Source organism: Paenibacillus sp. FSL H8-0457 (genome assembly GCF_038051935.1).
Taxonomy (GTDB): Bacteria; Bacillota; Bacilli; order Paenibacillales; family Paenibacillaceae; genus Paenibacillus_AQ; species Paenibacillus_AQ lautus_A.
The window spans coordinates 633,870-659,566 of the sequence record NZ_CP150293.1 but is presented as its reverse complement, the minus strand read 5'-3'; the positions used below and the strand labels follow the sequence as shown (position 1 = coordinate 659,566).

Below are 25,697 nucleotides of genomic sequence, written 5' to 3'. Positions count from 1 at the left end.
GATTATCTTGTATAAACGCCTTCTGCTTAATCCGCCTGTCCCGGTTCCTCCACAGCCCCTGCTTCGGTGACACGGTACACCATAATTTCACCATCCACCACGTGATAGATGGAATAAGAGTCCACCAAGTTGTTCTCGTTAAAGCTAATCATGAGCTGCGCCTTCATGCTTCCGCTATCGAGGCCCTGAACATCTACCGAAACGGCGGTTTCGGGGTAATGGTAGCCTTCCTTGCCTGGATGATCATACTGCCACGAAGTGAATCCCCCGCCTTTAGCCGTCGTCTTCGCCTCCCCAAGCTGTTGCCGGACTTCTTCCATCGTCTTGCTTATCAGTGACAGCTCTTTCAGGGAAGAAACAACATCTTCTCCCTGCTCTTTCGAGGTTGAAGCGTCTGCTTGAGAGGTTGCATTTTCCGCGGAAGGGGCCGGAACAGACGGCGACGGATCGGCTACCTTCGCTACCGATTGATCTTCTGAAGCCTCGTCACTCTCTCCGGCAGGAGTTGCCTCTTTCTTCTCTTCCGGCTGCGGCTGCTTGGTTAATTCAAGCCCTTGCACGGATGTGTTCACCGGCTCGTTCTCCACCAGGGGAGTTTCGTTGCTGCAGCCTCCGATCACCAGCACGGCCACCACTGCAACCCATATCATGCTAATCTTGTTCATTGCTCACTACTCCTTCGTTGTCTCTCCATTATGATTGGAGGTAATATGGAATTCCTTCATCATGTTATGGAAGCGTGCACCGAAGCCTTCGGAGGCCTCCAGGAAATACTGCTGCTTCACGACAAAGCTGCCGCCCTGCCCGTTATCGAACACATAATACCGTATGACCGGATCATCCCACTCTTTGCCGCCGGTGCCGCCTACCGCACGCACCTCCCAGCCTTGAATCGGTTCATCCACGAGGTTCGCCTCGACCTTCGGATACGTTTGCAGCTCTTTCTGAAGCTGCTCCGCTGCGCTCTTTGGATCAATGCCCTCCTGCGAAATTTCCATGAACACCTCCGGATAGCGGTCATCTGTTGGCTTCTCCTTCAATTCAATGCGGTCCACGCCCGATTCATGAACCATCTTAAACCGGCTCTCATCCATATAAATCACGTAATCCGCTCCCTCATGCAGCTGATCCACGCTTGTTTCCGGCATGCCCTCCAGCTCCTGTTCAACCGTCTTCTGAGGAGCGAACCATTCCTTCACCTGATCAATGAACGCTTGGACAGGCGCCGTCTGAAAGCTGACGGTCAGCACGATGGCTGCCGCAGCGGCGGTGCCCGCAATCCATCCGGCCGCTCTTCGTCCCGAACGGCGGCGTCCTTTCGACTCCCGCGGCGCAAAGGAAGTCTCCGACTCTGCAGGCTGCTGGGCTTGCTCGCTATGAATCCGCTCCTTGATCGCCATCCAAATCTCGTCTTTATGTCGCATCGCGTCATCCGTCCCCTTTTTCAGGCCGTCTGCAATCTCTTGATCCCATGGATCACGTCCCATGCTGATTCCCTCCCCTATTCTGCAGCATCCATTCCTTTAATTTCTTTCTCGCTTTGAACAGCCTGGACTTCACCGTGTTGACGTTCAGCTCCATCATGTCCGCGATATCCTTCTCGGCTACATCATTCAAATATTTCAAAATAACGGGAATCCGGTGCGGATCATCCAGCCGCTGCACCAGCTCATATACCTCGCCGTGCCGGTCAAATTCATAGGTGTCGCTCTCGGAGGGAAGATCCCTCTCCTCGGAAATTTCCGAAGGCACCATCTTCGCATGTTTCTTCAAATACCGGTTGCACTCGTTATAGAGAATCCGGTTGAACCACGGCTCAAAGGGCCTGCTCAAATCATAGGACCCCAGATTGCGGTAAACCCGGATAAACGTTTCCTGGACCACGTCGGCGGCGCCTGCCGAACTTCCGGTGACTGCGGCTGCCGTTCGAATCGCCCGATCCGCATATAACCGATACAGCTGTTCAAACAGTTCATCGCTGTACTCCGTCTTTAATCGTTGTATAAGGTCGTGTACCAAACCGTGCTTGCCTCCTTTCACTTGGCCAATCACTTACAATACCCCGGCATGCAGGCAAAAAGTTTTCGAGTACGTTATTTTTTTAGTATGTAAAAAAAAGGATACCCCGATGCCGCACGGCCGAAGTATCCTTTTTCTATATTATAACCAATCATTAAGCTTGCGCCGGGATCGGTTCCATTGAGTGTGCCTGATGGCTCACCGGTTCGACTTGCTCTGCCTTGCGGAGGTGCTTCTGCCCCCGCCAGCGGAAGAAAGACAACACGCCGCGCAAATACTCGTCGGCAATCATGCAGGAGTAGATGCCGATAAGACCCCATCCCATGTGTATGCCAAGCACATAGGACAGCCCGGTGGCGACAAGCCACATCGAGCCAAGGGAAATGTACATGGTGAACCTGGTATCTCCGACGGCATTGAGCGAGTTGCCGAGCGCCATGTTGAGCATTTTGCCGGGCTGGAGAATCAGGTTCATCCCAAGAAGCGATGCCCCGATCGCAACGATCGTCTTATCGTCCGTAAACAGCCCCAGTAGCTGTTTTCCGAAAACATACAGGATGAATGCATTGACGACCACGTAAATTGCCCCGATACCCAGTGCGCGGTACGCGCTTCGGTATGCCTCCCGGATCCGGCCTGCGCCGAACAGATGCGCGATCTGGATCTGGGCCGCCATCGCGATCGACGAGCCTAGCAGGAAGCAGAAGGACTCCAGCGTATTCATGTACGTACGGGCTGCCAGCTCGGCGGCACCCAGCGTTGCAATGAAGGAGTAGATGATCAGCTGCGTAAAAACCCAGCAGGACATATTGATGCCGAGCGGCCATCCGATCTTCAGGATTTCGCCGAACAGCGGGCGGTCGAACACCCGGAATTCCTTCCATTTGATTCGGTATTCAAAGGAACGAAGGAACATGTACAGCAGCAAGAGAACGGCAAGCAATCGGCTGACCACCGTCGAAACCGCAACGCCGGTAAGCCCCCACTGCGGGAAGCCGAAAGCCCCGAATATAAACCCATAGTTCATAATGACGTGGATGATATTCATCCCGATGGCCACGTACATCGGCCCGCGCGTGTTGCCGGTATTGCGGATGACCGTGCTCATCGTAGCCATCATGGCAATCAATATCATTCCGCCGCCGACAATGGAGATATACGTTCCCGCAAGCGGAAGCAGACGCTCCGGCAGCTGCAGCACCGAGGCGATAGCCTCCGGCATTGCAAACAATATCAAGCTGCACGCCAAGCCGATGATGGTGGTGGCGCTTACCGCCATGATGCCGATCGTTCGGGCATCCCCCGTCCGATGCGACCCGATCTTCTGGGCAATGAGAATGCCGGCACCGCTGGCGACCGTCATGAACAGCGTCGTCATCGCCTGAAACAGCTGATTGGAGAAGCCGACCACGGCCACCGCATCGTCGGAAATCCGGCTCACCATCAATGTATCCACCGCTCCCAGCAGAAACTGCAGGAACAGCTCGATAAATATGGGCCATGCGAGAACCCATAATGTAAATTTGTTTGTGTTTTTATCCAACATTCCAACCTCCACCCATGATGTAAGGGTTAAACACAATTCATGATGAAACGGTCTTTAACCTTTTCAAATTATAGATGGTATACTGGAGTTATAATATCATTTTCCGAACGAAAACTTTCAAAATTCAAACCTCGCGAACCACGAAAGGGCTTTCTTATGACGATCCTGAATTTTACCGTTCCGCCGCTGCCGGAATACATCAATAGCGGGCTTACCCGGGCTCCGATTCACAGTGGACACCCCAACCGCAAAAACATCGGCATCTTTGATCTGCTCGTCGTTAGGAAGGGACAGCTGTATGTCACCGAGAACGGAAGTCCTTATGAGATCAAACCCGGCATGTTCCTGATCCTGCGTCCCGATACACATCATTTCGGCACGAGGGGATGCACCGAGGAGACCGATTATTACTGGCTCCATTTCCAGACCTCCGGGGATTGGCACCCGGACGAGGCTTGCCAAGCGCCTAGAAGAGAGGAAGTTCCGGAGCTGAAGGCGATGACACCGAACTATTTTTCCGTTAACATTCCCCAGTTCGGCACCCTGCCTCAGCCGGAAAAGGCCATGGAGCTCCTGGCTACCCTGTCTTCGCTGGTTCAGTACGGTCACCAGGCCAAAATCCTGTGGCGGCAGCAGGTGGTGTTCCAAGAGCTCATCGAGTTGCTGGCCGCCGCACTGGATACGCCACTCTCCTCGCCCTCCTCCGCTTGTGCCGAACGGGCCGCAGCTTATCTGCGGAAGCATTATCGCGAGGAGTTCAAGGTACAGGAGCTCGGCGACCGCATTAACTTCCACCCTGTCTATATCGCACGCTGCATGCAGAAGGAATTCGGCTGCTCGCCGGTTGAATATTTGCAGCGCTATCGGATCGAACAGGCCAAGATGCTGCTGATGCAGACGGATTTCAGCATCAGCCGGGTCGCGGAAGAGGTCGGTTTCAATCATGCGGCCTACTTCACCTCCTGTTTCACGAAGCAGGAAGGGATCTCGCCGCGCAAATACAGGCAGCGGTTCTTCATGAATTAATTCATTTTTACGCGAAATCCAAGAAAGTGGCTTGCAACCTGGGCGGGAAGCCTTTATAATGAGAATTAACCACATGATAATGATTATCATTACCGGACAAGTGAGAATGTGTTGAGAATGTATTTACACTCAGGTTTACACGCTTTTCGCTTGAAGAGTTTATATACAAAGGAGAGCCGATTGACTTATGAAAACGACTTCCCGCCGCTGTTCTCTGCAAATGGATGATTACTTGGACCTGCTGAACCTCGCGATCCAGCTTGGAGACGTGAAGTGGCAGAAAGAAATCACCCGCAAAATGGAAATGACGCTGTCCACATTAGAGACCGCAGCTCAATAAATAACACAGGGATTACATAATCCTGCATATAGGAAAGACACCCCATCGCTATTCCGAGGCATGTCCTTGGAAAGCCGATCAGGTGTCTTTTTTCCGTCTACTATCGTTTCTTCTCCGGGTTCCGGCACTCTAAACTACTTCATCGCAAAACCATCCAAATCATGCTTCAACCGGTTGTTAAGCGCTACCAATTCGTCGTAATCGGAGATGTCCAGATTGACTTCTCCCCCCTCAAACGAATCCGAATCGTAATACACCTTGTACATCAGGGAAATCAATGCTTCCGAATCCTTCATGATGATCGCGTATTTCTTGACGTCTTCCTCCGAGAACTCCCCGTTCTCCGCATAGCTTTCCCGTATGCTGTCGGACAGAGTCAGGAACTTTCCCGCGATGGGGTTAAGCAGCTGCGAACGGACGGCTTCATCCGCTGTCTTGGAATACGCTTCGATGGCCGCCAGCTTCAGCCGCACTTCCGCAAGGCGCGCTTCATGAAGGGGCATGGATTTCAGAGCCAGAATGTCGGTGTAATGGCTCCATATTTGAAATAAAGATGTGCCCAAAATGCTTTGCAAGGTCATTTTCGTTCCCTGTTCGATTTTCTTCTGATGTTCAATCAGAAACACGGTGCAGGCCAGCACCAATGCTACCATCCATACCCAGATCCATTTCGCTGAATTCGTCATAACGCACCTCCGACTCCTCTATTTTACCATATAAGGGATAAAATGAGATGGAATATATCATAGTCTGAGGGCAAAATAAACGACCCAGTCAATAAGACTGGATCGTGCCGAGTCTTTAGCCGCCTCGAATTTGGCGCCACATCGTCACCATGTCGATCCAACCGCGATGTTCGGTTATTTTACCATCGGTTACCCGATATTGACGGTACAGTGTCACATCAATGGTATTGCCTGTTGGAGAGTTTCCAAAAAACATGCCGGTATGCGTGCCTTTTACCCCCATTCTTACTAATACCTTATCCCCTTGGGCGATCATCTGTTCCACGGTATAGTGTTTATCTGGAAATGCCCCCAGTATGGTTAAGGCAAATTGTTTCAGGCCTTCTTTGGATTGATAAGAATACTCTTGATAACCGGGCGATAAAAATTGATCCGTGCTGTCCATATCACTCTGATTCCAGAAACTCTCGATAAACGCGGATACCGTTTCCATATTGTTCTGTTCTATTGTTTTCATCATAAAACATCTCCTTTGTTCGTTGGGTTTTCCGATTGCTTTACCGTTAACATCCGCAGCTACTTTGCCTGGATTTGGGGCAGCAGCGTCCCTGTATCGAACCAACCACTGTGATTCGTAATTTCGCCATCTACGATATGAAATTCCCGGAACTGGGTAATCTGAACGGATTTGCCCGTCGGCGGATTTCCTGCAAAGCTGGCATTATGCGTTCCTGTAATAACAATTCTTGCTATGACCTTCTCCCCTTGGGCTAAGGTATCAGCTAGCATATAGTGTTGATCCTCGAAGGCTTCTGCGATCTGTTCGGCAAAAAACTGATCCGTCTGATAAATATCCCCTTTATTCCACAACTCCTCGATCTTTGCGGTCACCATTTCGATATTGTTCTGCTCTATGGTCTTCATGAAAAACATCTCCTTTGTTGGTTATTTGCATTAGGAAAGCAGGCTGATTCCTATCTCTCAAATAGAGACAATGGGATACTATCAGCTAATGCCTTATATCCTGCATCGCTAAGATGCAGATGATCGCCAAAATCATAGGCGGGAAGCAGTTCGTTTGGAGCTTCGGGATTAGCTAAGGCCTTGTCAAAGTCAATCATTCCATCGAATACATGTTGAGTACGAATCCACTGGTTCACTTCTTGGCGAACTCGTTCCCTTTCCTCCGAGTAATAATTTGCATTGCCGAACGGGGTGAGGGTGCCTATACATATGCGTACTCCTTTGGTATGCGCTTCGACAGCCACCTTCTTCATGCCCGCGATGATTTGATTCGCGGTCGCATTCCCAAGGCCGATATCGTTGATACCTTCAAAAAAAATCACGTCTGTAATTCCAGGGTGAGAGAAAACGTCGCGATCTAAACGCGAAAGCACATTTTCTCCGGCTACGGGCAGACCAACGTCTGGACCGCTCTTTAGAATCTGATTCCCGACGATGCCGGAATTAAGGACTGAAATTTCCCGGTCTGTCTTTTCCCGGACAAGACGATCATAAAACAAGTCTGGCCACCGGTGGTTAGAGCCTGCGGTAGACGTACTCCCCTCTGTAATCGAGTCGCCTAGAGCAACAATCACTCGTGAATTTCTTCCCTGGGATAATACCTCCATACCGGATACCCAACAGCAGGAGTGGGTCTTTTGCTTGAAAAATTCTGCACTGTTATCCGAAGCGTGATCCCCATCGGCGATATAGCTGATTTGGGGTGGGGAAAAATGCCAAGTAGATGTTTTAGTTGATTGAGGAACATATATGCTTATGGCTACATCCACAGCTCCACTCACGTTAAGATCCACGGGATCAGTATAGATTTCTCGTCCGGCAGGAATGATGATGATTGATATCCGTTCGAATGTGACATGTCTATCGCTTCCTGGAATCGTATACCCATCTTTATTGGAAAGCGCTAAGTTTACGCTGCCGAATACTACCTGTTCGGAACCATACAGATTGGATAACTTCAATCGTATGGTAGAGCCGGCGGTATGGGGGTGTACGATCATGCGAATCGTCTGGTTATCCAATGTATCGAAGGCGGCGAATCTTGCATCGTAGTAAGTCTGGCTTGCAAACCAGGAACCCAACCAACGTTCGCCTGCCTCTACAGTTGTTCCTGCCGTCTTCTTTATACCTGGCTGAATTGCTTTCACATGTATTCTCCTTTCCACCTAATACGTAACTAAATGGTCACGTATTAGGCGCATCGTTATACAGTCATCCGTAAAATGCACAGTTACCCATAGGATGGATCGCAGTTTAGAAATCCGTGAAGTCCTGTTACCGTAATGACATGACGCCAACAGAAAGCGACCGGGTCAGAACGAGAAACTTCTCTACAGCAGCATCAACCCTCTCCCTCAGCCCAGCATCTAATGGAACACCCTCCGCATCAAAGCCTTGCGATCCCGCTCCGATAGAAATCCACTCCGGGCTGTTAACCCCATGCAAGTTGCGCATAATACTCTGAAGATGGGTCAGCGAGCTCACCCCGACCGGTCCGCCTGCAGAGCTCACGGAAAGCACCGGTTTCCCCGATATATGACTTACATTCATGTAATCCAGGGCATTTTTGAGCACCCCTGAAATCGAACCATGATATTCCGGTGTCGCGAAGATCAATCCGTCCGCACCTTTGACTATATCCAATACATACTGGACATTCGGGCTCAGTTCCTCGTTGTCAGGCGAATAAAGCGGTAATTCCAATTCATTCAATTCGATACATGCGGCTGAAATTTGATGACCTTGCAGCAGCCTCCCGATATAGCGAAGCAATAACGTACTTGTAGCTCCTTGACGATTACTGCCCGCGATCATAACAATTTTCATATGTTTCCTCATCCTCCCTGTACTTTTTAACCACTATGGATTCTTAATCATCCAGACCTATGCTGTTTACTATGCTCTTTACTATGCTGCTTCGTCACTTTCATACCTCCCCATTCGTCCATTCAAAATGCCGTAAGCTGACAAACGATTCGTTGTATGATAATATGTGACTATACTGTCACGTTTATAATACGTTACCATTAGGTCACGTGTCAATAGCCATTTGAATTTTCTTAGCATGCTGTTAAGAAGGAGATGTCACGATTGGAAAATGAAATATTTAAAGCACTGGCGGATCCCAGCCGGCGAACTCTCTTGGATCTGCTGTATAAATCAGATGGGCAAAGTTTAAGCGAGCTGTGCGTTCCCCTTGCGATGACCCGATTCGGCGTCATGAAGCATCTTCATATACTGGAGGAAGCCGGCCTTGTCACAACGAGAAAGGTAGGCCGGGAGAAGCTGCATTATCTGAATTCCGTGCCGATCCGTCAAATATACGACCGGTGGGTCAGCAAATACGCTGAGCCCTGGGCGCTGGAATTAACATCCCTTAAAAATGAATTGGAGCGTGAACCGGATATGGAACAGAAACCCCGTCATGTAAACCAGATTGCTATTAAAGCAGCACCCGAGCAAGTATGGCGCGCCATAACCGATCCAGCCAAGACATCAAAGTTCTGGTACAACTGCTCGATCCAATCCAACTGGGAAATCGGTTCGCCATTCAACCTAAAGAACCCCGAGGGCAAGGTTCAAGCAGAGGGGACCATAATAAGTATAGATCCGCCGCATAAGCTGGTTCTGAGTTGGAGGATGTTAATAACCGATGATACTGCCGGCGAAAAGCCCTCGCGCATTACGTGGGAAATCGATCCCCATGCCGAGCTTAACGGCGTAACCCTGGTAACGGTTATCCATGATGAGTTTGATCAGGCGCTGCATACGGCTAACACGCTGAAGTTAGGCTTGCCGATCGTACTGTCGGGATTGAAGACCTTACTTGAAACGGGCTCAACGCTCACTAGTCAATAGTGGCGTCAACCGTGAAAAGGGGATCGGATGTAAAATAACAGTCCCCGGTTCATATAAGAGGGAGAACCCTGCCGCTTGACGGACAAGGTTCTCCCTTCATAGACAATACCATTTTGGCGACTGGTCCTCCCAGCGTTTTTTTGAAATCATTCCTGCTGCAAGCCTGCATCCGTCTGCACCTTGATCCGGTATTCATGCGGCGAGATGCCTTCCAGCTCTTTGAAGACGCGCGAGAATTGCTTGGTGTTCTCAAACCCGACCGCTTTGCCGATGTCGGCAAGTTTCATGTCACCGTCCTGAAGCAGGTCCTTGGCTTTCGTTATTCGCAGCTTTTTGAGATAAACCACGAAATTTTCGCCCGTATGTGCCTTAAACGCTTCGCTGAAATACGAATAATTCAACGATACATAATTGCTGACCATTGCCATGTTCAGCGGCCTGTGATAATTCTCCTCCATGTAGCTGACCGCTGCCTTGATCTCGGAATGCTCGCTGTGGGCGGAACGGATCCCTTTCACATATTCGTTCACGTGCAGCAGCAGATGCTCCAGATTCCTGAAATACGTATGGAAATGACGGTAATTGTCCATCGTCCCAACCTTGCGGTACAGCTTCAACACTTCCACCATGGAGTCTCCGTACACGCGGAACACTTCGTCCAGCACCCGTTCATTAATCCGTTTGCTGACAAACTCCAAATAATCGATGGCCACATGGGGCATGTCATCGATATGGAAAATGTCCAGCAGCAGCGCCTTGATCTCCCGTTCCCGTTCCGTGCCGAGCATGTTGCCGAGCTTGCGGATATTCTCTTCCGGCACCGGGTACGTGTTCAGCTCCCCTTGAATGTCATCATGGCTCATCAGTTTGACGTTGGGGTGAATGAACGTATAACTCAAAGCGGTCAGCGCCTGGTTGTAACAGCTCCGAATATCCTCGAACCGGAAGCCTTTCCGGCTAATTCCGACGAAGAGCCCGTCCATCTCCCGCTCGGTAAACTGCCGTGCCAGCTTCTCGAATTGTCCGTCCGGACTGCCGATGAGCACGACCCTCCCCTTACCGTCCAGGAAACACGCATTGATCCGCCCTTCCACCGAAGCCGTCATGTTATCAATCAGCTGCTTCAGCTCATCTTTGTTCATGGAGTTGCCGTCTTCGTATTTGTATTTCATCACCGCTACCCGAAATGGCTTTACGAAGGAATCAAATCCGATTTCAGCCGCGGCAGCCTCCGGCTCCCCATTCACACCTTGGGGCCGCTCCAGGAGTTCCTTCAGCCGATGGGTCTGCAGCTGTTGAAGATATGCGTCACTGGCCGCCATGCGGTCATGCAAGTCCGCTTGCCGGATCAAAACTTCTTCTGTCTTTCGGAGGGCAGCGAACAGTTCGTCCCGTCGAATCGGCTTAAGAAGGTACTCTTTCACCTGGTACCGGATCGCCGCCTTCGCATATTCAAAATCGTCATACCCGCTAAGAATCAGAAAGACGGGTTTAACGCCCAGCGGACCCTCCCGTTCGGCCAGTGCCTCGATCAGGCGTATTCCGTCCATGACCGGCATCCGGATGTCCGTAATGACGATATCGGCCGGTTGTTCGTTGTAGGCTTCCAGCGCTTCCTGCCCTTGGGCAGCCAAACGGATCTCGTATTGATCCGGGAACTCCCGTTCAATCATCGTTTTCAGGCCATACCGGATATTCTTCTCATCATCCACGATCATCAGACTTCTCATGTCCACTGCCTCCTCCTGTTAACAGCACTTTAGGGAATGTCATGGTCACCTGCGTAAACTTCCCCTTTTCGCTCTTCAATTCGATTCCATATTCATTCCCATAGAACAACCGGATTCGCTGGTGCACGTTTCGAAGCCCGATTCCACCGGCCTGCACGCCGCCGCGCCCATAATCTCCCGAAGGGAGCTCCTCGTCGTCCGCCGTTCGCAGAATCTCGCCCAGCCTGCCCAGCCGATAAGGCTCGATCCCGATTCCATTGTCCGTGACGTTAATCGTAATCTGGTCCTCTTCCCATGCGATGACATCGATCTTGATCTGCTTCTCCTGATCCGGGAACTCCGGCCAGGCATGCTTGACGGCATTTTCCACGATGGGCTGCAGCGACATTTTCAATACCTCGAGCTCCATGAATTCGGATGGAATGTTGAGTTCAAGTCGGATCGGCTCGTCGAACCGGATATTCATTACATCGATATAGTTGCGGATATGGCGAATCTCATCCCTCAGCTTGACGTACTCTCCCGACCATTTGAAGTTATAACGCATCATTCCGCCTAGGGAGGTCAGCGCGTCCGAAATCGTCCGCTGTCCCTCGATTTCGGCCAGCATTTTAATATTTTCGAGCGTGTTGTACAGGAAATGGGAATCGATCTGGCTGTGCAGCGTGCGCAGCTCCGCCTCCTTGGTCACCGCCTGCTTGCGAACCCCTTGGGCAATCAGTTCATTGATGGTGCGGATCAATTTGTTAAAATGATGCGCCAGTTCGCCCACCTCGCCGCCGCCCCGGATCGCAATGGCCGCGGTAACCTCTCCCTTGCGGACTCTCTTCATCGTTTCCGTTAAACGACGCAGGCTCTTCAGGATAATGGAATTTAAGTAATACGTAATAATCGACAACAGAATGATCAGCACGACGTTCGCGGCTATAATCTGTCCCTGGGCCTTGGATACGTTATTCAGCGCCCCTTCCAGGGAAACGACATTCAGCACGTGGGCATGAAGCCGCTCCATCGGCGTCGCAATCAGCAGGAACGAGGAACCGTCCAGGCTGAACCTGGCATGCATGGTCTCCTCGGAGTCGCCCGTCTGCAGCTTCAGCTTAGCGAATTGAAGCTCCACCTCGTCCCGGAGTCCCTCGTGACTGGTCATGAACGATTGGCTTCGATCCATGAACAGCTTCCCTTCCTGATCCACGATGACCATCTGCGAGCTGTTATCCACGATACCGGCAAAGGTCTTCGGAGCAAAATACTTGAGCAGCATATCCACCTGAATCACGCCGCTGTAATTCCCGTTATGGACTTGGCGGATCAAGGACACCTTCGGCTGCTCTTCGGACACGTCGGCGGCGTAGCGCTGCAGAATATCGGGATCGCGGTGGTTGAATACCCACATCTCCCCGCCATCCAACTCCTTGACCTTGGGAAACCACGGCTCGCTTGCGATCCGTTTCTCATGGAAAATGATCGGCCACATCTCCGTCACGTACGAGTTGTTGGTGTATAACCGAAGATGCGTAATATTCGGATTGTTCGTTTGGATCCGTTGTATATCCTTGAAGGGCCCCCATGCCAAATCGATCAGCCATGCCGGCTCGGGCTCTTCATTGATCCGAAGATAATCCTTGATCCCGTCGTCCGAAATCGCCAGCTGTGCGGCCATTTCGATCGCCTCGATCTGGTTCAGCATGTTCATCTTCTCGATCTCCAGCAGGAACGAGTTCTGGTTAAGCGCATCGCTGATATAGGTATCCCGAATCTGCTTGAAAAAATAATTCGACACGATCATGCTCGGAATCAGCAAAATCAAAATATAGGCAGCAACCAAACGGCTCTGCATCGACCTGCGGCCAATCCAATAGGTAAACGATTGTATAAGCGATGCCATTCGTTTCATCATGACTGTCACATCCCGTTTCATGAAATAACCGTAACCGAGTCCTGGATGGAAAGGCAGCAACAGCCGATCGGATACCATCCTATATTAGCTCGTGATGCGACAAAAGGCACCCTATTTCGACAAAATCGATCATAGGGTACCTTGCGCCTGCATTCTGTTTTTTTCGCGCTCTAGAGAAAATCCTTACTTCAAGAATTCCTCAAGCTTCTTGACGTTCTCTTCGTATTCTTTCTGTCTGTATTCCTGAACCTTCGCGAATCCGAGCGATTCGCGTTTCGCTTGGTAATCGTTCCAGATTTGATCGAATTCGGCATCCGTTTTGGCAAAGATCAGCTTCGGCAGAATTTTGCCCCACTCGCTCATGACCTTGTCGTTAATGATGCCTTCCTCAGAGCCGGCATCCGGATCCAGCTGATCGAATTGCGAGAAGCTCTGGGTCTTGCCGCGGGTCCAGTCTTCCATTTGCTTAAACGGCTCGACTGCAGCAGGCATCCAAGGCTGCGTAACGTTATTATCCATCATCATCCAGAAGGTGTGGGATGCTCCGTACTTTTTGTCGAATGCGCCGCGGTCGCTGTTCAGCAGCTCTGCAACCTCAGGCAGGAATTGGTCTTTGCCGTCAATCGTATCCCATGTCACGCCTTTTTCGCCCAAGTAGGTATCACGCTGGCCTTCTTCGGAGATCAGGTAATCCAGGAAGCGAATGGCACGCGCTTTGTCTTTTACGTTCTTGGAGATCAAGGTTACCGTCCAGCCGGAGATCGAAGGACCCGACAAGGTCGGCTGATCCAGGTTGGAGTTAGCCGGTCCGTCCACTGCGATGTAGACGGAGTTCGGATCGTTTGCATACAGCGCGTTCTGCTGGTTCGCCATATCGCTGCGTTGGTACAGCATCGCGAAATAGCGACCCTGTGCGATTTTTTCTTCCATCTGCGGGCGTTTATCCACGAAAATATCCTTGGACATCAGACCTTTTTCATTCGCCATCCGAAACGTCTTCAACCATCTTACATATTCCGGATCGGTGCTGCGGTCATACAGCTTTCCGTCTTTATCCTGCGGAATGGCGAGGAAGTTCTGCAGGTAGCCCTCAAGGGAGCTGTTGCCTTTTTCATGGAAATCATGCAATCCAAACGGAATGAGCGGCTGTCCGTTCACGTCCGGGAACATTTTCTTGGCGTCCTCAAGCGCTTTCAGGAAACCTTCCGGCGTGCGCATATCCGGGCTTCCGAGTGCCTCATACATGTCTTTGCGGACCAGGAACGTTTGGTTGGAGGTAATGTTATCGCCAAACTTCTCATAGTCCTTCGGTGAAGAGGAGGCATTCGGATAACCGTAAATATTGCCGTCATCCTTGGTGTACCACGACACCTTCGCAGGGTCGGTTACTTTATAGAAATACGGATCGTATTGGTCGGCCAGTTCGTTCAGCGGCAGAACGAGGTCGCCTTCGATCATTTTTTTGACAGCGTCTTCATACCATCCCAGCGTAATAAAATCAGGCAGTGTGCCGGAAGCGATCATCGTATTCATCTTCTCGGCTTCGTTCCCTGCCGGCACGATGAAGTTGACGTTAACCCCCGTCTTCTTCGTTACGTATTGCGACGTAATGTCCTCGCCCCATTTGTTCGGGAACCAGGCGAAGTTGATGTACCAATCAAACGTAATCGGGGAGGTATCGACTTCCCATCCCGGCTGGTCCTGAGTCAGTTTTACTTCCTCTGCCGGTTTGTCTTCCTCTTTTTCCGACGCGCTATTATCACCGCCGGACGAGCATGCTGTTGTAAAGGCCATGACCAGTGCGAACATCAACAACAGAAGGCTCTTTGGCTTAAGCATCTTGCTCATGTGTTTACCCCTTTTCTTATTTAAAAATATGATTATATAGAACTCCCGCCATATTAGGCAAGAGAAGCTACCGGTAAGATTTCGCCTCCCCCGGTTCTCTCCGGGAGATGGGAAGGAAACATCTACGAACATCCTGTGAATTAACCTTTAATGGAGCCAATCATCATCCCTTTGACGAAGTACCGCTGCAGAAACGGATAGACGAAGACAATCGGCGCCGTCGTTACGACCATGGTCGCCATTTTGATCGATTGGGAGGTGACCGTCTTGGCAACGCCGCCCGGAACCTGTGCCATCATCTGATTGGAGCTGGATTGTGCGACGACTTTATACAGATACGTCTGGATCGGCTGCAGATCCGTATTGTTGATATAAATGACGCCGGTGAAATAGTCATTCCACTGGAACACCCCATGAAACAAGGCAATCGTCGCGATAACCGGCATGGATACCGGCAGCACAACCCGGAGGAAGATGGACCAGTCATTAGCCCCGTCAATCTTCGCCGCCTCCTCCAGACCGTCCGGAATTTCCCTGAAGAAGGTCATGAAAATGATGAGGTCGAAGAAACTGAACATGAACGGAATAATGTACACCAGGAAGCTGTCGAGCATATTCAAATCCTTGATCAACAGATAAGTCGGAATTAGTCCGCCGGTGAAAAACATCGTCACCGTTCCGAGCAAAATATAGAATTTGCCGCCGATCAGACCCTTCCGCGAGAATGCATAAGCCACCATGGCGGTGAAGAGGACATGGATGAACACACCAATGACGGTTTTGGCTACGGTAATGCCCATCGCCGTCATGATGCCGGAGCTCTGGAACACCGCGCTGAAATTCTCGAGGCTGAACATCCGCGGCCACCAGTAGATTCCTCCGCGCATGGCGTCCTGCCCGTCATTGAAGGCATTTACCAGCACGTACCAGATCGGGTAGATCGTCAGGAAGCATACGATCAGCATGCCGAAGTTGTTGAATATATCAAAGAAGGCTTCGCCTTTGGTTCTGCGTTTAAGCATGGTATATCATTCTCCCTTCTCGTTAGAACAGCGAGGTGTCGTTCAGTTTTTTGGTCACCCTGTTCGCAATCAACAGCAGGATGATCGCAATGACGGACTTGAACAATGCGACGGCTTGCGCGTAGGAATAACGTCCGTTCTGCATCCCGGTGTGGTACACAAAAATATCGATGACGTTGCTCGCGCTTTCGTTCAGCGAATTCCGGAGCACCAAAATCTGATCGAAGTTGGAGTTCAGCACACCGCCGACCGCAAGGATGAAGAGGATGGATATGGTCGACTTGATGCTTGGCAGCGTGATATACCACATTTTCTGAAACCGGCCGGCGCCGTCAATCGTGGAGGCCTCGTACATTTCCGGCGAAATGCTGGCAATGGCCGCCAGATAGATGATTGCAGACCACCCGAGCTCCTTCCAGATATCCGAAGTGATAATGATTCCCCAGAAGTATTTCGGCTCGGCCAAATACGTGATCGGCTCATCGATAATATGCAGGGCCAGCAAGATATTGTTGATGATCCCGATATCCGCAAGCCAGGTCATCAGAATGCCGCCCAGGATGACCCATGACAAGAAGTGAGGCAGATAAGAGATCGTCTGGATCGTTCGCTTGTAGCGAACCGACCGGATCTCGTTCAGGAAGAGCGCAAAGATAATCGGAAGCGGAAATCCGATGAACAGCTTCAGCAAGCTGATCCCGAGCGTGTTCCGCATGACGTTGGTAAAGTCCTCGTCCGAGAAAAATTCCTTAAAATGCGCAAGCCCTACCCAGGGAGCTTCGCCGATGGATTTGACGATGTTGAATTCTTTGAATGCAATGATGACACCGTACATGGGAATGTAGTTGAAGATGATCATCCACACAACGCCGAGCAGCGCCATAATTTGAAGATGTCGTTGGCCGTAGAGCTTTCTGAGCCACCTTTTTCTGTCAAGCTTCCTCTTATCCTGCACAGAAGGCTCCATCGAGGGACCGACACCGGTTTCGGAAACGTCGGCATGAAGTTGATTTTGCATGGTTATGACCTCCAAGTTGATCCTATCATTTTGAAAACCCTTACATTCTCTATATTTCTATTGTAAATCGTACATGGTCTGCATGTAAGGTTTCAGATTTCGTATCAAGGGGCTCATTTTTCGGGTAAACAACGGCAAGAACGAAAATTGCGCCCCCCAAACGAAATATCGTTCCCATTCCTGACCGGGACACAAAAAAAAGGCATGAACAGCAGCCGCCTCAGTAGCTGCCATTCATGCCTTCTCTCTTGGATGATTTACTGCCCCAAGCCGATTCTCTGATCGGCAAGGCTTCCATGTCATCCTTGTTCTAACGTATATCAAACGGTTTCCCCGTTATTCCTCTTTGTCTTCCTCGCGCTGTTCCTGTTTGCTTTCGTGTTCCTGCTGGTATTTCTCACGCATCAGCTTCTGCATGATGAATTTCTCCTGATCGTTCAAGCCGCCTTGGTTCTCCTGAATGATCATGTTGTCGATGTTACGCTTCAGTACCTCGGTTTGCGTGTTCAATACATTTCACTCCTTTGAATTTTGCGTCCCTTATGCTGCGAAATCATTCTGACCCAGAATGTAAGGGTACACGTATTACTAACCATTCTCCTTCCAATGAAACAGAAATAGACGGATTTACCATAAAATCCGAAGGTAGCTTCAAGAAGAATTAGTGTTTGCCCAGCGCTTTCTCTAGGTATTAGCTGCTATTTGCGCTCGATCTGAATCCCCTTAGCAAGAGATTTCTGTTGTTTATTGGTATTAACTAGCTGCGGCAGGCTTCTCGTTTCCTTGACCATAGGGGAATGACACAAATGGCATACCGGTTCCGTGTCGAACGCAAAATCGTCCCGCATCCACCCTTTGCAGTCTTCCTTCGTGCATGCCCACACTTCCGTTATTTCCTCAGGAATACTCTCCATCGAGTTTTTACGCGAATACATGAACGCTCCTCCTTATTCTCGTCTTAGAAAATAGAAACGCCGTATAAAAGAAAACTGCCCTTAATGTCGCACATTAAGGGCAGTCTTCAATTGTAATTACAATTTAACAACGTTCTCAGCTTGTGGTCCACGGTTTCCTTCAACGATGTTGAATTCAACGCGTTGGCCTTCGTCAAGCGTTTTGAAGCCGTCGCCTTGGATCGCGCTGAAGTGAACGAATACATCGTTACCGCCTTCAACTTCGATGAAACCAAAGCCCTTTTCAGCATTAAACCATTTAACAGTTCCTGTTTGCATGGGGGAATCCTCCTTGATATATATTTACATGACCTTTTTTCTTCGCAGACGGAATAAAAAAATTCACATATTGCACAAGGTTACCAGAAATGACAACCCTCTACAATATGTGAATTCAGGTCGATTTCGATATTCATATCTTAACACATTTGAACGACGATAGCAAATACCTAAGCAAAAGATTCTGCGGAAAAATTAAAGTTGTCTTCTTCGGCATCATTCCGATTAAGCACGAGCAGGCATATATAACTCCCGTCATATCCCGGGAGTTATATATGGAGCAGGAATTATACGAACAACCCTCGTTACTTCCGCAATTCCTCAAGCGTTTCCTTCCACCGTTCCAACGCTTGATCCGGCTCGTGAAGCTGAAACCTGATAGCCGACGTAATATCCGCATACTTCGCGATATCCTCGCGAACGGCGACGACCTCGGCATCGAAACGCTGCCGCGGATGCCGGGCATCGGGCAGATCGGGAAGCGCCTGGAGGCGCAGCCGAACATAATGAGCCGCTCCATCATGAATGGCTACCAAGGTAGCCTGTCCGGACCGAAGGAGATTGCCCGTCGTAACCGTCCCCTGCCATAATGCAATCCGAAGCCGGTTCCGGTCCAAGGCCAGAACCTCCCCTACGCTGAGCATGGCCGTATTCGGCCATCCATCTTCCGTTACGCTCAATAGCAGCATCGCTTCGTATTGCTTCGACTCCAGATCGGAGCCGTCCAGCCATCGGCACAATCCTTCTGATATTGCCGCCTGTTCCGTCACAGCACCATCTCTCCTTCACCTTATCCATTTAACGCGCTTCGGTAAATTCCAGCCAATCCAGCTCGATGCGGCCCTTATTCACCATGAACACCAGATCCACGGGGCCTTCCTCAATCGGCATCCCCCCGGCCAGCCTATGAACGTGCCACTGTCCTTCGCCCGTGCCCGACAAGGAAATGGCTTCAGGCTCCCGATCCCCGACCTGCAGCATAATATCCACCGCACCCTCCGGAATCAGGGCCCGAACATCCAGATGAAAGATGCCTGCGCCAGCGCAAAGCGCATCATAAGCAAGCCAATCGCCCTCCCGGAGCTGCACGCATACCAGGTTATCCTCTGCCCACGGCTTGCCGCCTTCCGAAGCGTAGCTCGGCTTCTCCGCCTTGCCCGTCATCATCCGCATCGGAACGCCGTCAGAAATGCGGAAGCCGATATTCTGGCTGGCCTTCTTCTCGACATGATACGAAACGCCCTCGCCCCGATACCCGTAAAACTCCGCCGGAATCTGAATGGGCAGCCGACGCAGCAGCGACCGGGCTACGTTCGGGTAGGCATCGCAGGCTTCCAGCGGAAGACGGTCCAGGTATTCGCCAAGAATCGCTTCCGCTTCGGCTGGAGACGGCTTCTCACCGCCTTCCAGGTAACCCGTCAGCTTATCCCAGCCTTCCGGCATGCGGATCGAGAACGGCGAATTCCGGGTGTTCATCTTCTTCCAGGTCCAGAAGTTCCAGGATATGTTATGGTCCTCGAACATCCGGAAGGCCCCCGTATACCACTGCGGGTTGTTCTCCCCGCCTTCGCCCATGAAGATCGGCACATTCCACTCCTCGCGCAGATCGATATACTTCTGAATGCTCTCCGTGTCGGGATTGTTCCAATATTTATGGAACTGCAGCATCAGGTTATCATCGAATTTATCGTCAAATATGCTCCAGTCCGTAGACCAGTGCACGCCTTCCAGAATGATCATATGACGCTTGTCCACTTCGCGTATGGCCGCGGTGATTTCCTTATACAGCGGCATCACCCGGTCATTGTACTCGCTGAACCAGTCGGGCAGCGGTTCGTTAAGCAGGTCGTAACCGGCAACGATCCACTCGTCTTTATATCGTTCCGCCAGCATACGCCACAGCGCCACGGTCCGCTCCGCGTTCAGCCGATCCGTGAACAGCTCCGGCAAATCCCGCTCGGAATCGTCGATATTGGCGCCGGTCTGCCCGCCGGGCGCGCCATGCAAATCCAGAATAACATACAGCGAATACGTCCTGCACCAATCGATCACCCGATCGATGAGCCTCAGATGGCCTTCATGATAGGCAAACGGCGGATGCTGCCCTTCCTCCATGATAAACCTGGCATTGATCGGCACCCGGATGGAATTGAAGCCTTCCGCGGCGATCTGCCGGATATCGGCTTCCGAGATATACCGATCATAATAGGTCTTCCAGAACGCGGCCGCCTTCTCCTCGCCGATCAGCTCCCTGATCATGCCTTCGATGCGCCGCGGGCGGTCTCCCTGGTCCGGCATCTTCCACATGTAGCCTTCCGGCAGCAGCCAGCTACCAAGCCCGACCCCCTGCAGCAGAATTTCCTGCCCGTCCCCGTTCACCACGCGTTTGCCGTCCGCCTTAACAAAACCGCTTACCAAAGGATTTCCGCTATCATTCATATTGGCATTCCCTCGCTTCCATGTCTGTAACGAATGTAATTGACCTGTACCTATCAACGACGATATTCCACCCATAGGCCAAACATCAAACAAAATATAACATGTCATGCAGGGCAATAAGCCTCATTCCGAAAATCAGGGAATCATCCTGAAATATCGGCCGCCGGCCAACCGAAAAAGGCGCTCTCCTCCTATCGAGGATAACGCCTTTCCCATATTCCAAAATTAGGATGATACCTCCGTCACTGGCTTGACTGGAACCGAAGGAATGGATGCTTTTGCCTTCCGCAAGCTGCCCGGCAGCTTACCGAAGAAGATCCAGGTCCAGCCTCCCAGGCGGCTAATGCCGTAGACCGCTATATACGAAACCGCCACCGCGCTGACAAGCCCGCCGGCATACCACGCGAGCAGCAGCCAGGAGTTCTCCGTCCGCGGAGGAAAGTCCCGGTAAAAGAGCAGCACCAGCGGATGCACCAGATAAACGCCGAAGGAATATACCCCGAGCCGTCTGAACCCGTTCAACCACCAAGCGCTCTTATTCCCGAACAGCAGCGCGACCTGGAGCATAACCAGGGCGGTGGTTAACGTATGCACATTCCAAAAGGCATCGTAGAGCAACGGGTGATATTCCGTCCCCAGCAGCCGCTGATTGTATCGAAGGCCGATATGCACCAGCGCGGCGCCCAGCCATACCGCCCAGAGCAAGATCCAGCCCAGCTTGCGCAGCGCCGGTCTTGCTGCCTGCTGCGCTGATGTCAGCCAGTTCTTAACCCGGTCATAGTAGATCCCTATCCATGCCCCGAGAAAATAATACGACAGAAACGACAGCGACCAGCTGTTCCGGTTCGTTACGTCCCACCAGGCATCATTGCCGATGTAGAACAACCACTGCAGTACAATGCCGACCAGCACGCAGACCGCCGCGAAGCCGCGGAATCGCTTGAGCAGCATCAATACGAGCGGGAACAGCACGTAGAACTGAATGTTAATGAAAATGAAATACAAGTGCGTGTAGGATTTTCCCGTCGCCAGCTTGGGCCAGAAGCTCTCCAGCATCGCCGCCAGATCGGACTCGCCCCCGCGATGATACCAGGCCACCGTAAAGAACAAAACCGAGAACAGCACATACGGCACCAGGATATACATCAGCCGGTTTTTGAAGAAGCGCCCAAGGTCACGGCCCTTGAACGGGCGGTGATAATAGTTATAGAACAGCACGAAGCTGCTCAGAAATATGAAGGTGGTCGTTCCAACCTTCGAAAATATGTTCAGGAAGTTATACAAGCCAAAAAAATCGTCCCCGCGCATCTGAACTGTGGCGAACGACGTCGCATGCACCATCAGCACACCCATCATCGCAAAGCCCCGAACCAGGTCGATTTCGGTTAATTTTGCACGTTTCTCCATGTTGCCTCCTTCATAAGATTACGCCCCCTATTATATCTCACTCCCCACCGCTTGGATACTAAATTTTCCTAAAAGTGGCATGGAACAAGCTCCCTTTGCCATACCAGTGTAAAAAGGGCCTGGCACCCAAACAGGACAATAGCTTACATGCATGCAGGCGTCCAATTCGAAGTGAATAGGAGGGGATTTCTACTGATTGAATTTAGCCGCGTCAACAAATTTTTCGGAACCTTCCATGTTCTGAAAGAAATCGACCTGACCATTTCCCAGGGGGAAGTCGTTGTCATCGTTGGACCTTCCGGCTCCGGCAAGAGCACGCTCCTGCGCTGCATCAATCGGCTTGAAAGCATTACGGATGGCGAGCTCGTCGTGAATGGCGTCAAGCTGCATGACAGAAAGATCGACATCAATACATTCAGGCGGAATATCGGGATGGTCTTCCAGCACTTTAACCTGTATCCGCACAAAAAGGTGATCGACAACATCATTCTCGCGCCCATGAAGGTGCTGGGAATGTCGAAAGCGGAGGCGACGGAAAAAGCGATGACGTACCTGCAGCGGGTCGGGATCGCCGACAAAGCGAACAGTTACCCTTCCCAGCTCTCGGGCGGGCAGCAGCAGCGGGTCGCGATTGCCCGCGGATTGACGATGAATCCGAAGATCATGCTGTTTGACGAACCAACGTCCGCGCTTGACCCGGAGATGATCGGCGAGGTGCTCGATGTCATGCGCTCGCTCGCCCACCAAGGCATGACCATGGCCGTCGTTACGCATGAGATGGGCTTCGCGCGCGAAGCCGCGGACCGGATCGTCTTTATGGACGAAGGCCGGATCATCGAGGACGCCCCGGCTGCCGAGTTCTTCAATCAGCCGAAGGAAGAAAGAGCGCGGGCGTTTCTGAGCCGCCTGCTGCATCACTAGCCGGTGAAGAAATCGGATATGGCATGTACGGACGAAGATGAAACTTCACCAATGCTGCTCCTTCGGGGCCAAACGCATGAAGAGAAAATAACTTTTTTAAGGGGGAAGCGAAAGATATGAAGAGAAGATTTACGGGGACCTTCAGGTGGAGCGCGGCCCTGCTGGCGCTCGTCATCATGCTGATCGCATCCGGATGCGGGGGGTCCGGCAGCACGGACACCCTGGAGGCGATCAAAAAACGGGGCAAGCTGGTGGCCGGCGTGAAATATGATACGAAGCTGTTCGGACTGCAGGACCCGGCCACTGGCAATGTAGAGGGCTTCGATATCGACATCGCCAAAGCGCTCGCCAAAAAAATTCTCGGCGACGAGACCAAGGTCGAGCTGAAGGAGGTCACCTCCAAGACCCGGATCGACATGCTGAAGAACGGGGACATCGACATCATTATTGCCACGATGACCATTACGGAGGAACGTAAAGAACAGGTGGATTTCAGCGATGTCTATTTTGAGGCCGGCCAATCCCTGCTGGTGAAGAAGGGCAGCCCGATCACGGGTCTGGAAAGCCTGAACAAGGATACGAAGGTGCTCACGGTAAAAGGCTCCACGTCCGCGCAAAATATCCGCGAGAAAGCGCCCGACGCGGTCATTCTCGAATTCGAGAATTATCAGGATGCCTTCACCGCGCTCAAAGCCGGACAGGGGGATGCCCTGACCACCGACAATTCCATCCTGCTCGGCATGCAGCAGCAGGACCCGAGCTTCGAGCTGGTCGGCGGCAACTTTACCGATGAGCCGTACGGCATGGCGATCAAGAAAGGAAACCCGGAATTCGTGAAGACCGTCAACGAGCTGTTGAAGGAGCTGAAAGACAGCGGCGAATACGACAAACTGTATGAGCAATGGATGGGCGTAAAGCCGGAATAACCGCCGCAAGACTTGGCCGGGCCGGGCCGAAGGAGGCGTGCCCCTAACCGGGAGCCATCCCGCTCTCCTCCCAGAATGGCCCGGCCTTCATTCGACCGGCCGAACGATCATCATCCCCATTGGAGGTGAAGCCTTGTGACCTTGTGGGATTTCAACATTCTGGTCGAGCATTGGGATCAATTCATGGCCGGCCTGGGCCAGACCATTCTCGCCAGCCTGCTGGGACTGATCGGCAGCTTGGTGCTGGGCACCTTCATCGCCATTATGCGGATTGCTCCATTCCGCGTCTTGAAGGCGATCGGCACCATTTATGTCGAGTTTATCCGCAATATCCCGCTCCTCGTGGTTGTCTTTTTCTTTTTCCTGGGCCTGCCCGCCCTCGGCATACCGGTCGACCCGTTCACCTCGGGCACGCTCGGGCTGATGGTGTATACGGCTGCCTTCATCGCCGAAGCCATTCGGGCAGGCATTCAGGCGGTACCGTCAGGGCAGTCGGAAGCGGCTCGCTCCTCCGGGCTGAGTTATATCCAGAATATGCGCTACATCATTCTTCCGCAGGCGGTCAAAATCGTACTGCCGGCCATCGGCAACCAATTGATCAACCTGGTCAAAAACTCCTCGGTCCTGGGCGTTATCGCCGGACTCGACCTGATGTATTATGCCGATCTCATTAACCTGAGCACCTTCAAAGGCATACCCGTCTATACGTTTGTGGCCCTGTTCTACCTGCTCCTGACCGTTCCGCTCAGTCTCGCGGTCCACTATATGGAGCGCCGATTCGCGAGAAGCAATTGATGTTACGTTCGAAGTTTGCCTAATATACAGGAGGTGGCATGAGATGGATTTTATCGGTGCATACTCCTGGCCAAACCTGCGATATCTCCTTCAAGGCTTTTGGATCACGGTGCAGGTTGCCGGCTTATCCATTATATTCAGCTTCATCATCGGAACCGTGCTCGGGACCGTGAGGTATACGAAGACCCCCTTCCTGTCGAGGACCACGGCTTTTTTGGTGGATATTATCCGCAATCTGCCGCTGCTGCTGATCATATTCTTCATCGGCATGGTGCTGCCCCAGACCGGGATTCGAATCCCGACCTTCTGGGCGGCTGTTGTCGGACTGAGCATTTTTGAAGGGGCCATGATCGCCGAGATCGTACGCAGCGGCCTCGTATCGGTGGATAAAGGCCAAATCGAAGCGGCCCGGGCCTCGGGCCTCTCTTATATGCAGACACTGCGGCACGTCATTCTTCCGCTGGCGCTGCGCCGGATGTCCCCGCCCATGGTGAGCCAGTTCATCTCGCTCATTAAAGACACGTCGCTCGCCGTGATCATTTCGCTGCCTGAGCTGATGCGCAACGTGCAAATCCTAAGCGGTTCCAGCTATTCCTATGTCATCCCGGCCCTTGTCTTCGCATCCTTGCTGTACTTTACGCTGAATTATCTGCTGTCCATCATCGCCAAGCGGCTGGAAGCAAGGCAGATATAGCCCCTGCTCTAAGCGTTCTCAACTTTCTATATGGGCTGCCACCATCATGTTACAAAATGGGTGCCCTGCCACCATAAGCGTGTACGTCCAATCTGCTCCGCAGCCATTTATGGCTTGCGGGGTATTTGCCGTTTTTTTAAGCAGCCAGCCCCCTGCGCATCCTATACCAGGCTCTACCGCCCCCCAGCCATTCTTTGGCTAGCACCTGCAACAATGGCGATACTCTCCTCGTCTAAATACATAATCATCCCGAAAGGAGACGCCGA

Annotated in this window: 27 protein-coding genes; 7 read left to right on the top strand and 20 right to left on the bottom strand. The window is 51.6% G+C overall.

Annotated features, from left to right (window positions below; translation table 11 throughout):
• Nucleotides 1-26: 26 nt before the first annotated feature.
• From MHI43_RS02870 to MHI43_RS02855, 4 genes are all read right to left on the bottom strand, one after another.
• Nucleotides 27-665 (bottom strand): hypothetical protein, encoded by a 639-nt coding sequence (locus MHI43_RS02870; protein ID WP_012818756.1) that lies wholly within the window; start codon nucleotides 663-665, stop codon nucleotides 27-29.
• Nucleotides 666-671: 6 nt separating this feature from the next.
• Nucleotides 672-1,487, bottom strand: coding sequence for a hypothetical protein (locus MHI43_RS02865; protein WP_036664703.1), 816 nt, complete (start codon nucleotides 1,485-1,487; stop codon nucleotides 672-674).
• Entirely contained in the window at nucleotides 1,477-2,019 is a 543-nt protein-coding gene (locus tag MHI43_RS02860; protein ID WP_012818754.1) for a sigma-70 family RNA polymerase sigma factor, read from the bottom strand. Before MHI43_RS02860 ends, MHI43_RS02865 begins: the two co-directional genes overlap by 11 nt.
• A 154-nt stretch (nucleotides 2,020-2,173) precedes the next feature.
• Nucleotides 2,174-3,565 carry an MATE family efflux transporter gene (locus MHI43_RS02855; RefSeq protein WP_012818753.1) on the bottom strand — a complete coding sequence of 464 codons (1,392 nt, stop codon included), beginning with the start codon at nucleotides 3,563-3,565 and terminating at the stop codon, nucleotides 2,174-2,176.
• Nucleotides 3,566-3,721: 156 nt separating this feature from the next.
• Between MHI43_RS02855 and MHI43_RS02850 the strand changes: the two genes are divergently transcribed.
• Nucleotides 3,722-4,591 carry an AraC family transcriptional regulator gene (locus MHI43_RS02850; protein ID WP_012818752.1) on the top strand — a complete coding sequence of 290 codons (870 nt, stop codon included), beginning with the start codon at nucleotides 3,722-3,724 and terminating at the stop codon, nucleotides 4,589-4,591.
• A gap of 187 nt (nucleotides 4,592-4,778) precedes the next feature.
• Nucleotides 4,779-4,931, top strand: a complete 153-nt coding sequence (locus MHI43_RS02845) for a hypothetical protein (protein WP_009591875.1) — start codon at nucleotides 4,779-4,781, stop codon at nucleotides 4,929-4,931.
• Nucleotides 4,932-5,065: 134 nt separating this feature from the next.
• Here MHI43_RS02845 and MHI43_RS02840 read toward each other — a convergent pair whose 3' ends face one another.
• From MHI43_RS02840 to MHI43_RS02820, 5 genes are all read right to left on the bottom strand, one after another.
• Nucleotides 5,066-5,617 carry a hypothetical protein gene (locus MHI43_RS02840; protein ID WP_036664704.1) on the bottom strand — a complete coding sequence of 184 codons (552 nt, stop codon included), beginning with the start codon at nucleotides 5,615-5,617 and terminating at the stop codon, nucleotides 5,066-5,068.
• 115 nt (nucleotides 5,618-5,732) lie between these two features.
• On the bottom strand, nucleotides 5,733-6,134 hold the full coding sequence (locus MHI43_RS02835) for an ester cyclase (RefSeq protein ID WP_036664974.1): 402 nt from the start codon (nucleotides 6,132-6,134) through the stop codon (nucleotides 5,733-5,735).
• A gap of 59 nt (nucleotides 6,135-6,193) precedes the next feature.
• Nucleotides 6,194-6,541: an ester cyclase gene (locus tag MHI43_RS02830; protein WP_012818749.1), complete on the bottom strand. Its 348-nt coding sequence runs from the start codon at nucleotides 6,539-6,541 to the stop codon at nucleotides 6,194-6,196.
• A gap of 50 nt (nucleotides 6,542-6,591) precedes the next feature.
• Nucleotides 6,592-7,788 (bottom strand): SGNH/GDSL hydrolase family protein, encoded by a 1,197-nt coding sequence (locus MHI43_RS02825; RefSeq protein WP_012818748.1) that lies wholly within the window; start codon nucleotides 7,786-7,788, stop codon nucleotides 6,592-6,594.
• 127 nt (nucleotides 7,789-7,915) lie between these two features.
• A complete protein-coding gene (locus MHI43_RS02820; protein ID WP_012818747.1) occupies nucleotides 7,916-8,467 on the bottom strand; it encodes an NADPH-dependent FMN reductase in 552 nt (183 codons plus the stop codon).
• A 264-nt stretch (nucleotides 8,468-8,731) separates the two neighbouring features.
• On the opposite strand from MHI43_RS02820, the gene MHI43_RS02815 reads away from it, so the two are divergent.
• The gene (locus tag MHI43_RS02815; RefSeq protein WP_012818746.1) at nucleotides 8,732-9,499 is read left to right on the top strand and encodes a metalloregulator ArsR/SmtB family transcription factor; all 768 of its coding nucleotides are present in this window, start codon (nucleotides 8,732-8,734) and stop codon (nucleotides 9,497-9,499) included.
• Between the two features lie 146 nt (nucleotides 9,500-9,645).
• Here the strand turns inward: MHI43_RS02815 and MHI43_RS02810 are convergent, their stop codons facing one another.
• The 11 genes from MHI43_RS02810 to MHI43_RS02760 all read right to left on the bottom strand — a co-directional run bounded on the left by MHI43_RS02810 (nucleotide 9,646) and on the right by MHI43_RS02760 (nucleotide 22,095).
• Nucleotides 9,646-11,229 carry a response regulator gene (locus MHI43_RS02810; protein ID WP_012818745.1) on the bottom strand — a complete coding sequence of 528 codons (1,584 nt, stop codon included), beginning with the start codon at nucleotides 11,227-11,229 and terminating at the stop codon, nucleotides 9,646-9,648.
• Nucleotides 11,204-13,207, bottom strand: a complete 2,004-nt coding sequence (locus tag MHI43_RS02805; protein ID WP_012818744.1) for a sensor histidine kinase — start codon at nucleotides 13,205-13,207, stop codon at nucleotides 11,204-11,206. The genes MHI43_RS02810 and MHI43_RS02805 overlap by 26 nt, the downstream gene beginning before the upstream one ends.
• Before the next feature lie 105 nt (nucleotides 13,208-13,312).
• Entirely contained in the window at nucleotides 13,313-14,977 is a 1,665-nt protein-coding gene (locus MHI43_RS02800; protein ID WP_012818743.1) for an extracellular solute-binding protein, read from the bottom strand.
• Between the two features lie 140 nt (nucleotides 14,978-15,117).
• Nucleotides 15,118-15,999: a carbohydrate ABC transporter permease gene (locus MHI43_RS02795; RefSeq protein WP_012818742.1), complete on the bottom strand. Its 882-nt coding sequence runs from the start codon at nucleotides 15,997-15,999 to the stop codon at nucleotides 15,118-15,120.
• A gap of 22 nt (nucleotides 16,000-16,021) precedes the next feature.
• Nucleotides 16,022-17,017: an ABC transporter permease subunit gene (locus MHI43_RS02790; RefSeq protein WP_012818741.1), complete on the bottom strand. Its 996-nt coding sequence runs from the start codon at nucleotides 17,015-17,017 to the stop codon at nucleotides 16,022-16,024.
• A gap of 336 nt (nucleotides 17,018-17,353) precedes the next feature.
• On the bottom strand, nucleotides 17,354-17,527 hold the full coding sequence (locus tag MHI43_RS02785) for a hypothetical protein (RefSeq protein WP_009591843.1): 174 nt from the start codon (nucleotides 17,525-17,527) through the stop codon (nucleotides 17,354-17,356).
• A gap of 188 nt (nucleotides 17,528-17,715) precedes the next feature.
• Nucleotides 17,716-17,952: a cold-shock protein gene (locus tag MHI43_RS02780; RefSeq protein ID WP_012818739.1), complete on the bottom strand. Its 237-nt coding sequence runs from the start codon at nucleotides 17,950-17,952 to the stop codon at nucleotides 17,716-17,718.
• A gap of 96 nt (nucleotides 17,953-18,048) precedes the next feature.
• Entirely contained in the window at nucleotides 18,049-18,249 is a 201-nt protein-coding gene (gene cspD, locus MHI43_RS02775) for a cold-shock protein CspD (RefSeq protein WP_006207896.1), read from the bottom strand.
• Nucleotides 18,250-18,554: 305 nt separating this feature from the next.
• Nucleotides 18,555-19,019, bottom strand: a complete 465-nt coding sequence (locus MHI43_RS02770) for a pyridoxamine 5'-phosphate oxidase family protein (RefSeq protein WP_012818738.1) — start codon at nucleotides 19,017-19,019, stop codon at nucleotides 18,555-18,557.
• Between the two features lie 28 nt (nucleotides 19,020-19,047).
• Complete coding sequence (locus tag MHI43_RS02765) at nucleotides 19,048-20,688, bottom strand: cellulase family glycosylhydrolase (RefSeq protein WP_012818737.1); 1,641 nt, start codon at nucleotides 20,686-20,688, stop codon at nucleotides 19,048-19,050.
• A gap of 225 nt (nucleotides 20,689-20,913) precedes the next feature.
• Complete coding sequence (locus MHI43_RS02760) at nucleotides 20,914-22,095, bottom strand: acyltransferase (RefSeq protein WP_012818736.1); 1,182 nt, start codon at nucleotides 22,093-22,095, stop codon at nucleotides 20,914-20,916.
• Nucleotides 22,096-22,242: 147 nt separating this feature from the next.
• Here MHI43_RS02760 and MHI43_RS02755 point away from each other — a divergent pair, with 147 nt between their 5' ends.
• From MHI43_RS02755 to MHI43_RS02740, 4 genes are all read left to right on the top strand, one after another.
• Nucleotides 22,243-23,016, top strand: a complete 774-nt coding sequence (locus MHI43_RS02755) for an amino acid ABC transporter ATP-binding protein (RefSeq protein ID WP_049788662.1) — start codon at nucleotides 22,243-22,245, stop codon at nucleotides 23,014-23,016.
• Nucleotides 23,017-23,132: 116 nt separating this feature from the next.
• Nucleotides 23,133-23,942, top strand: coding sequence for an ABC transporter substrate-binding protein (locus MHI43_RS02750; protein ID WP_009595086.1), 810 nt, complete (start codon nucleotides 23,133-23,135; stop codon nucleotides 23,940-23,942).
• Between the two features lie 141 nt (nucleotides 23,943-24,083).
• A complete protein-coding gene (locus MHI43_RS02745) occupies nucleotides 24,084-24,737 on the top strand; it encodes an amino acid ABC transporter permease (protein ID WP_036664979.1) in 654 nt (217 codons plus the stop codon).
• A gap of 43 nt (nucleotides 24,738-24,780) precedes the next feature.
• Nucleotides 24,781-25,431, top strand: coding sequence for an amino acid ABC transporter permease (locus tag MHI43_RS02740; protein ID WP_009595092.1), 651 nt, complete (start codon nucleotides 24,781-24,783; stop codon nucleotides 25,429-25,431).
• The last annotated feature ends 266 nt before the right edge of the window (nucleotides 25,432-25,697 follow it).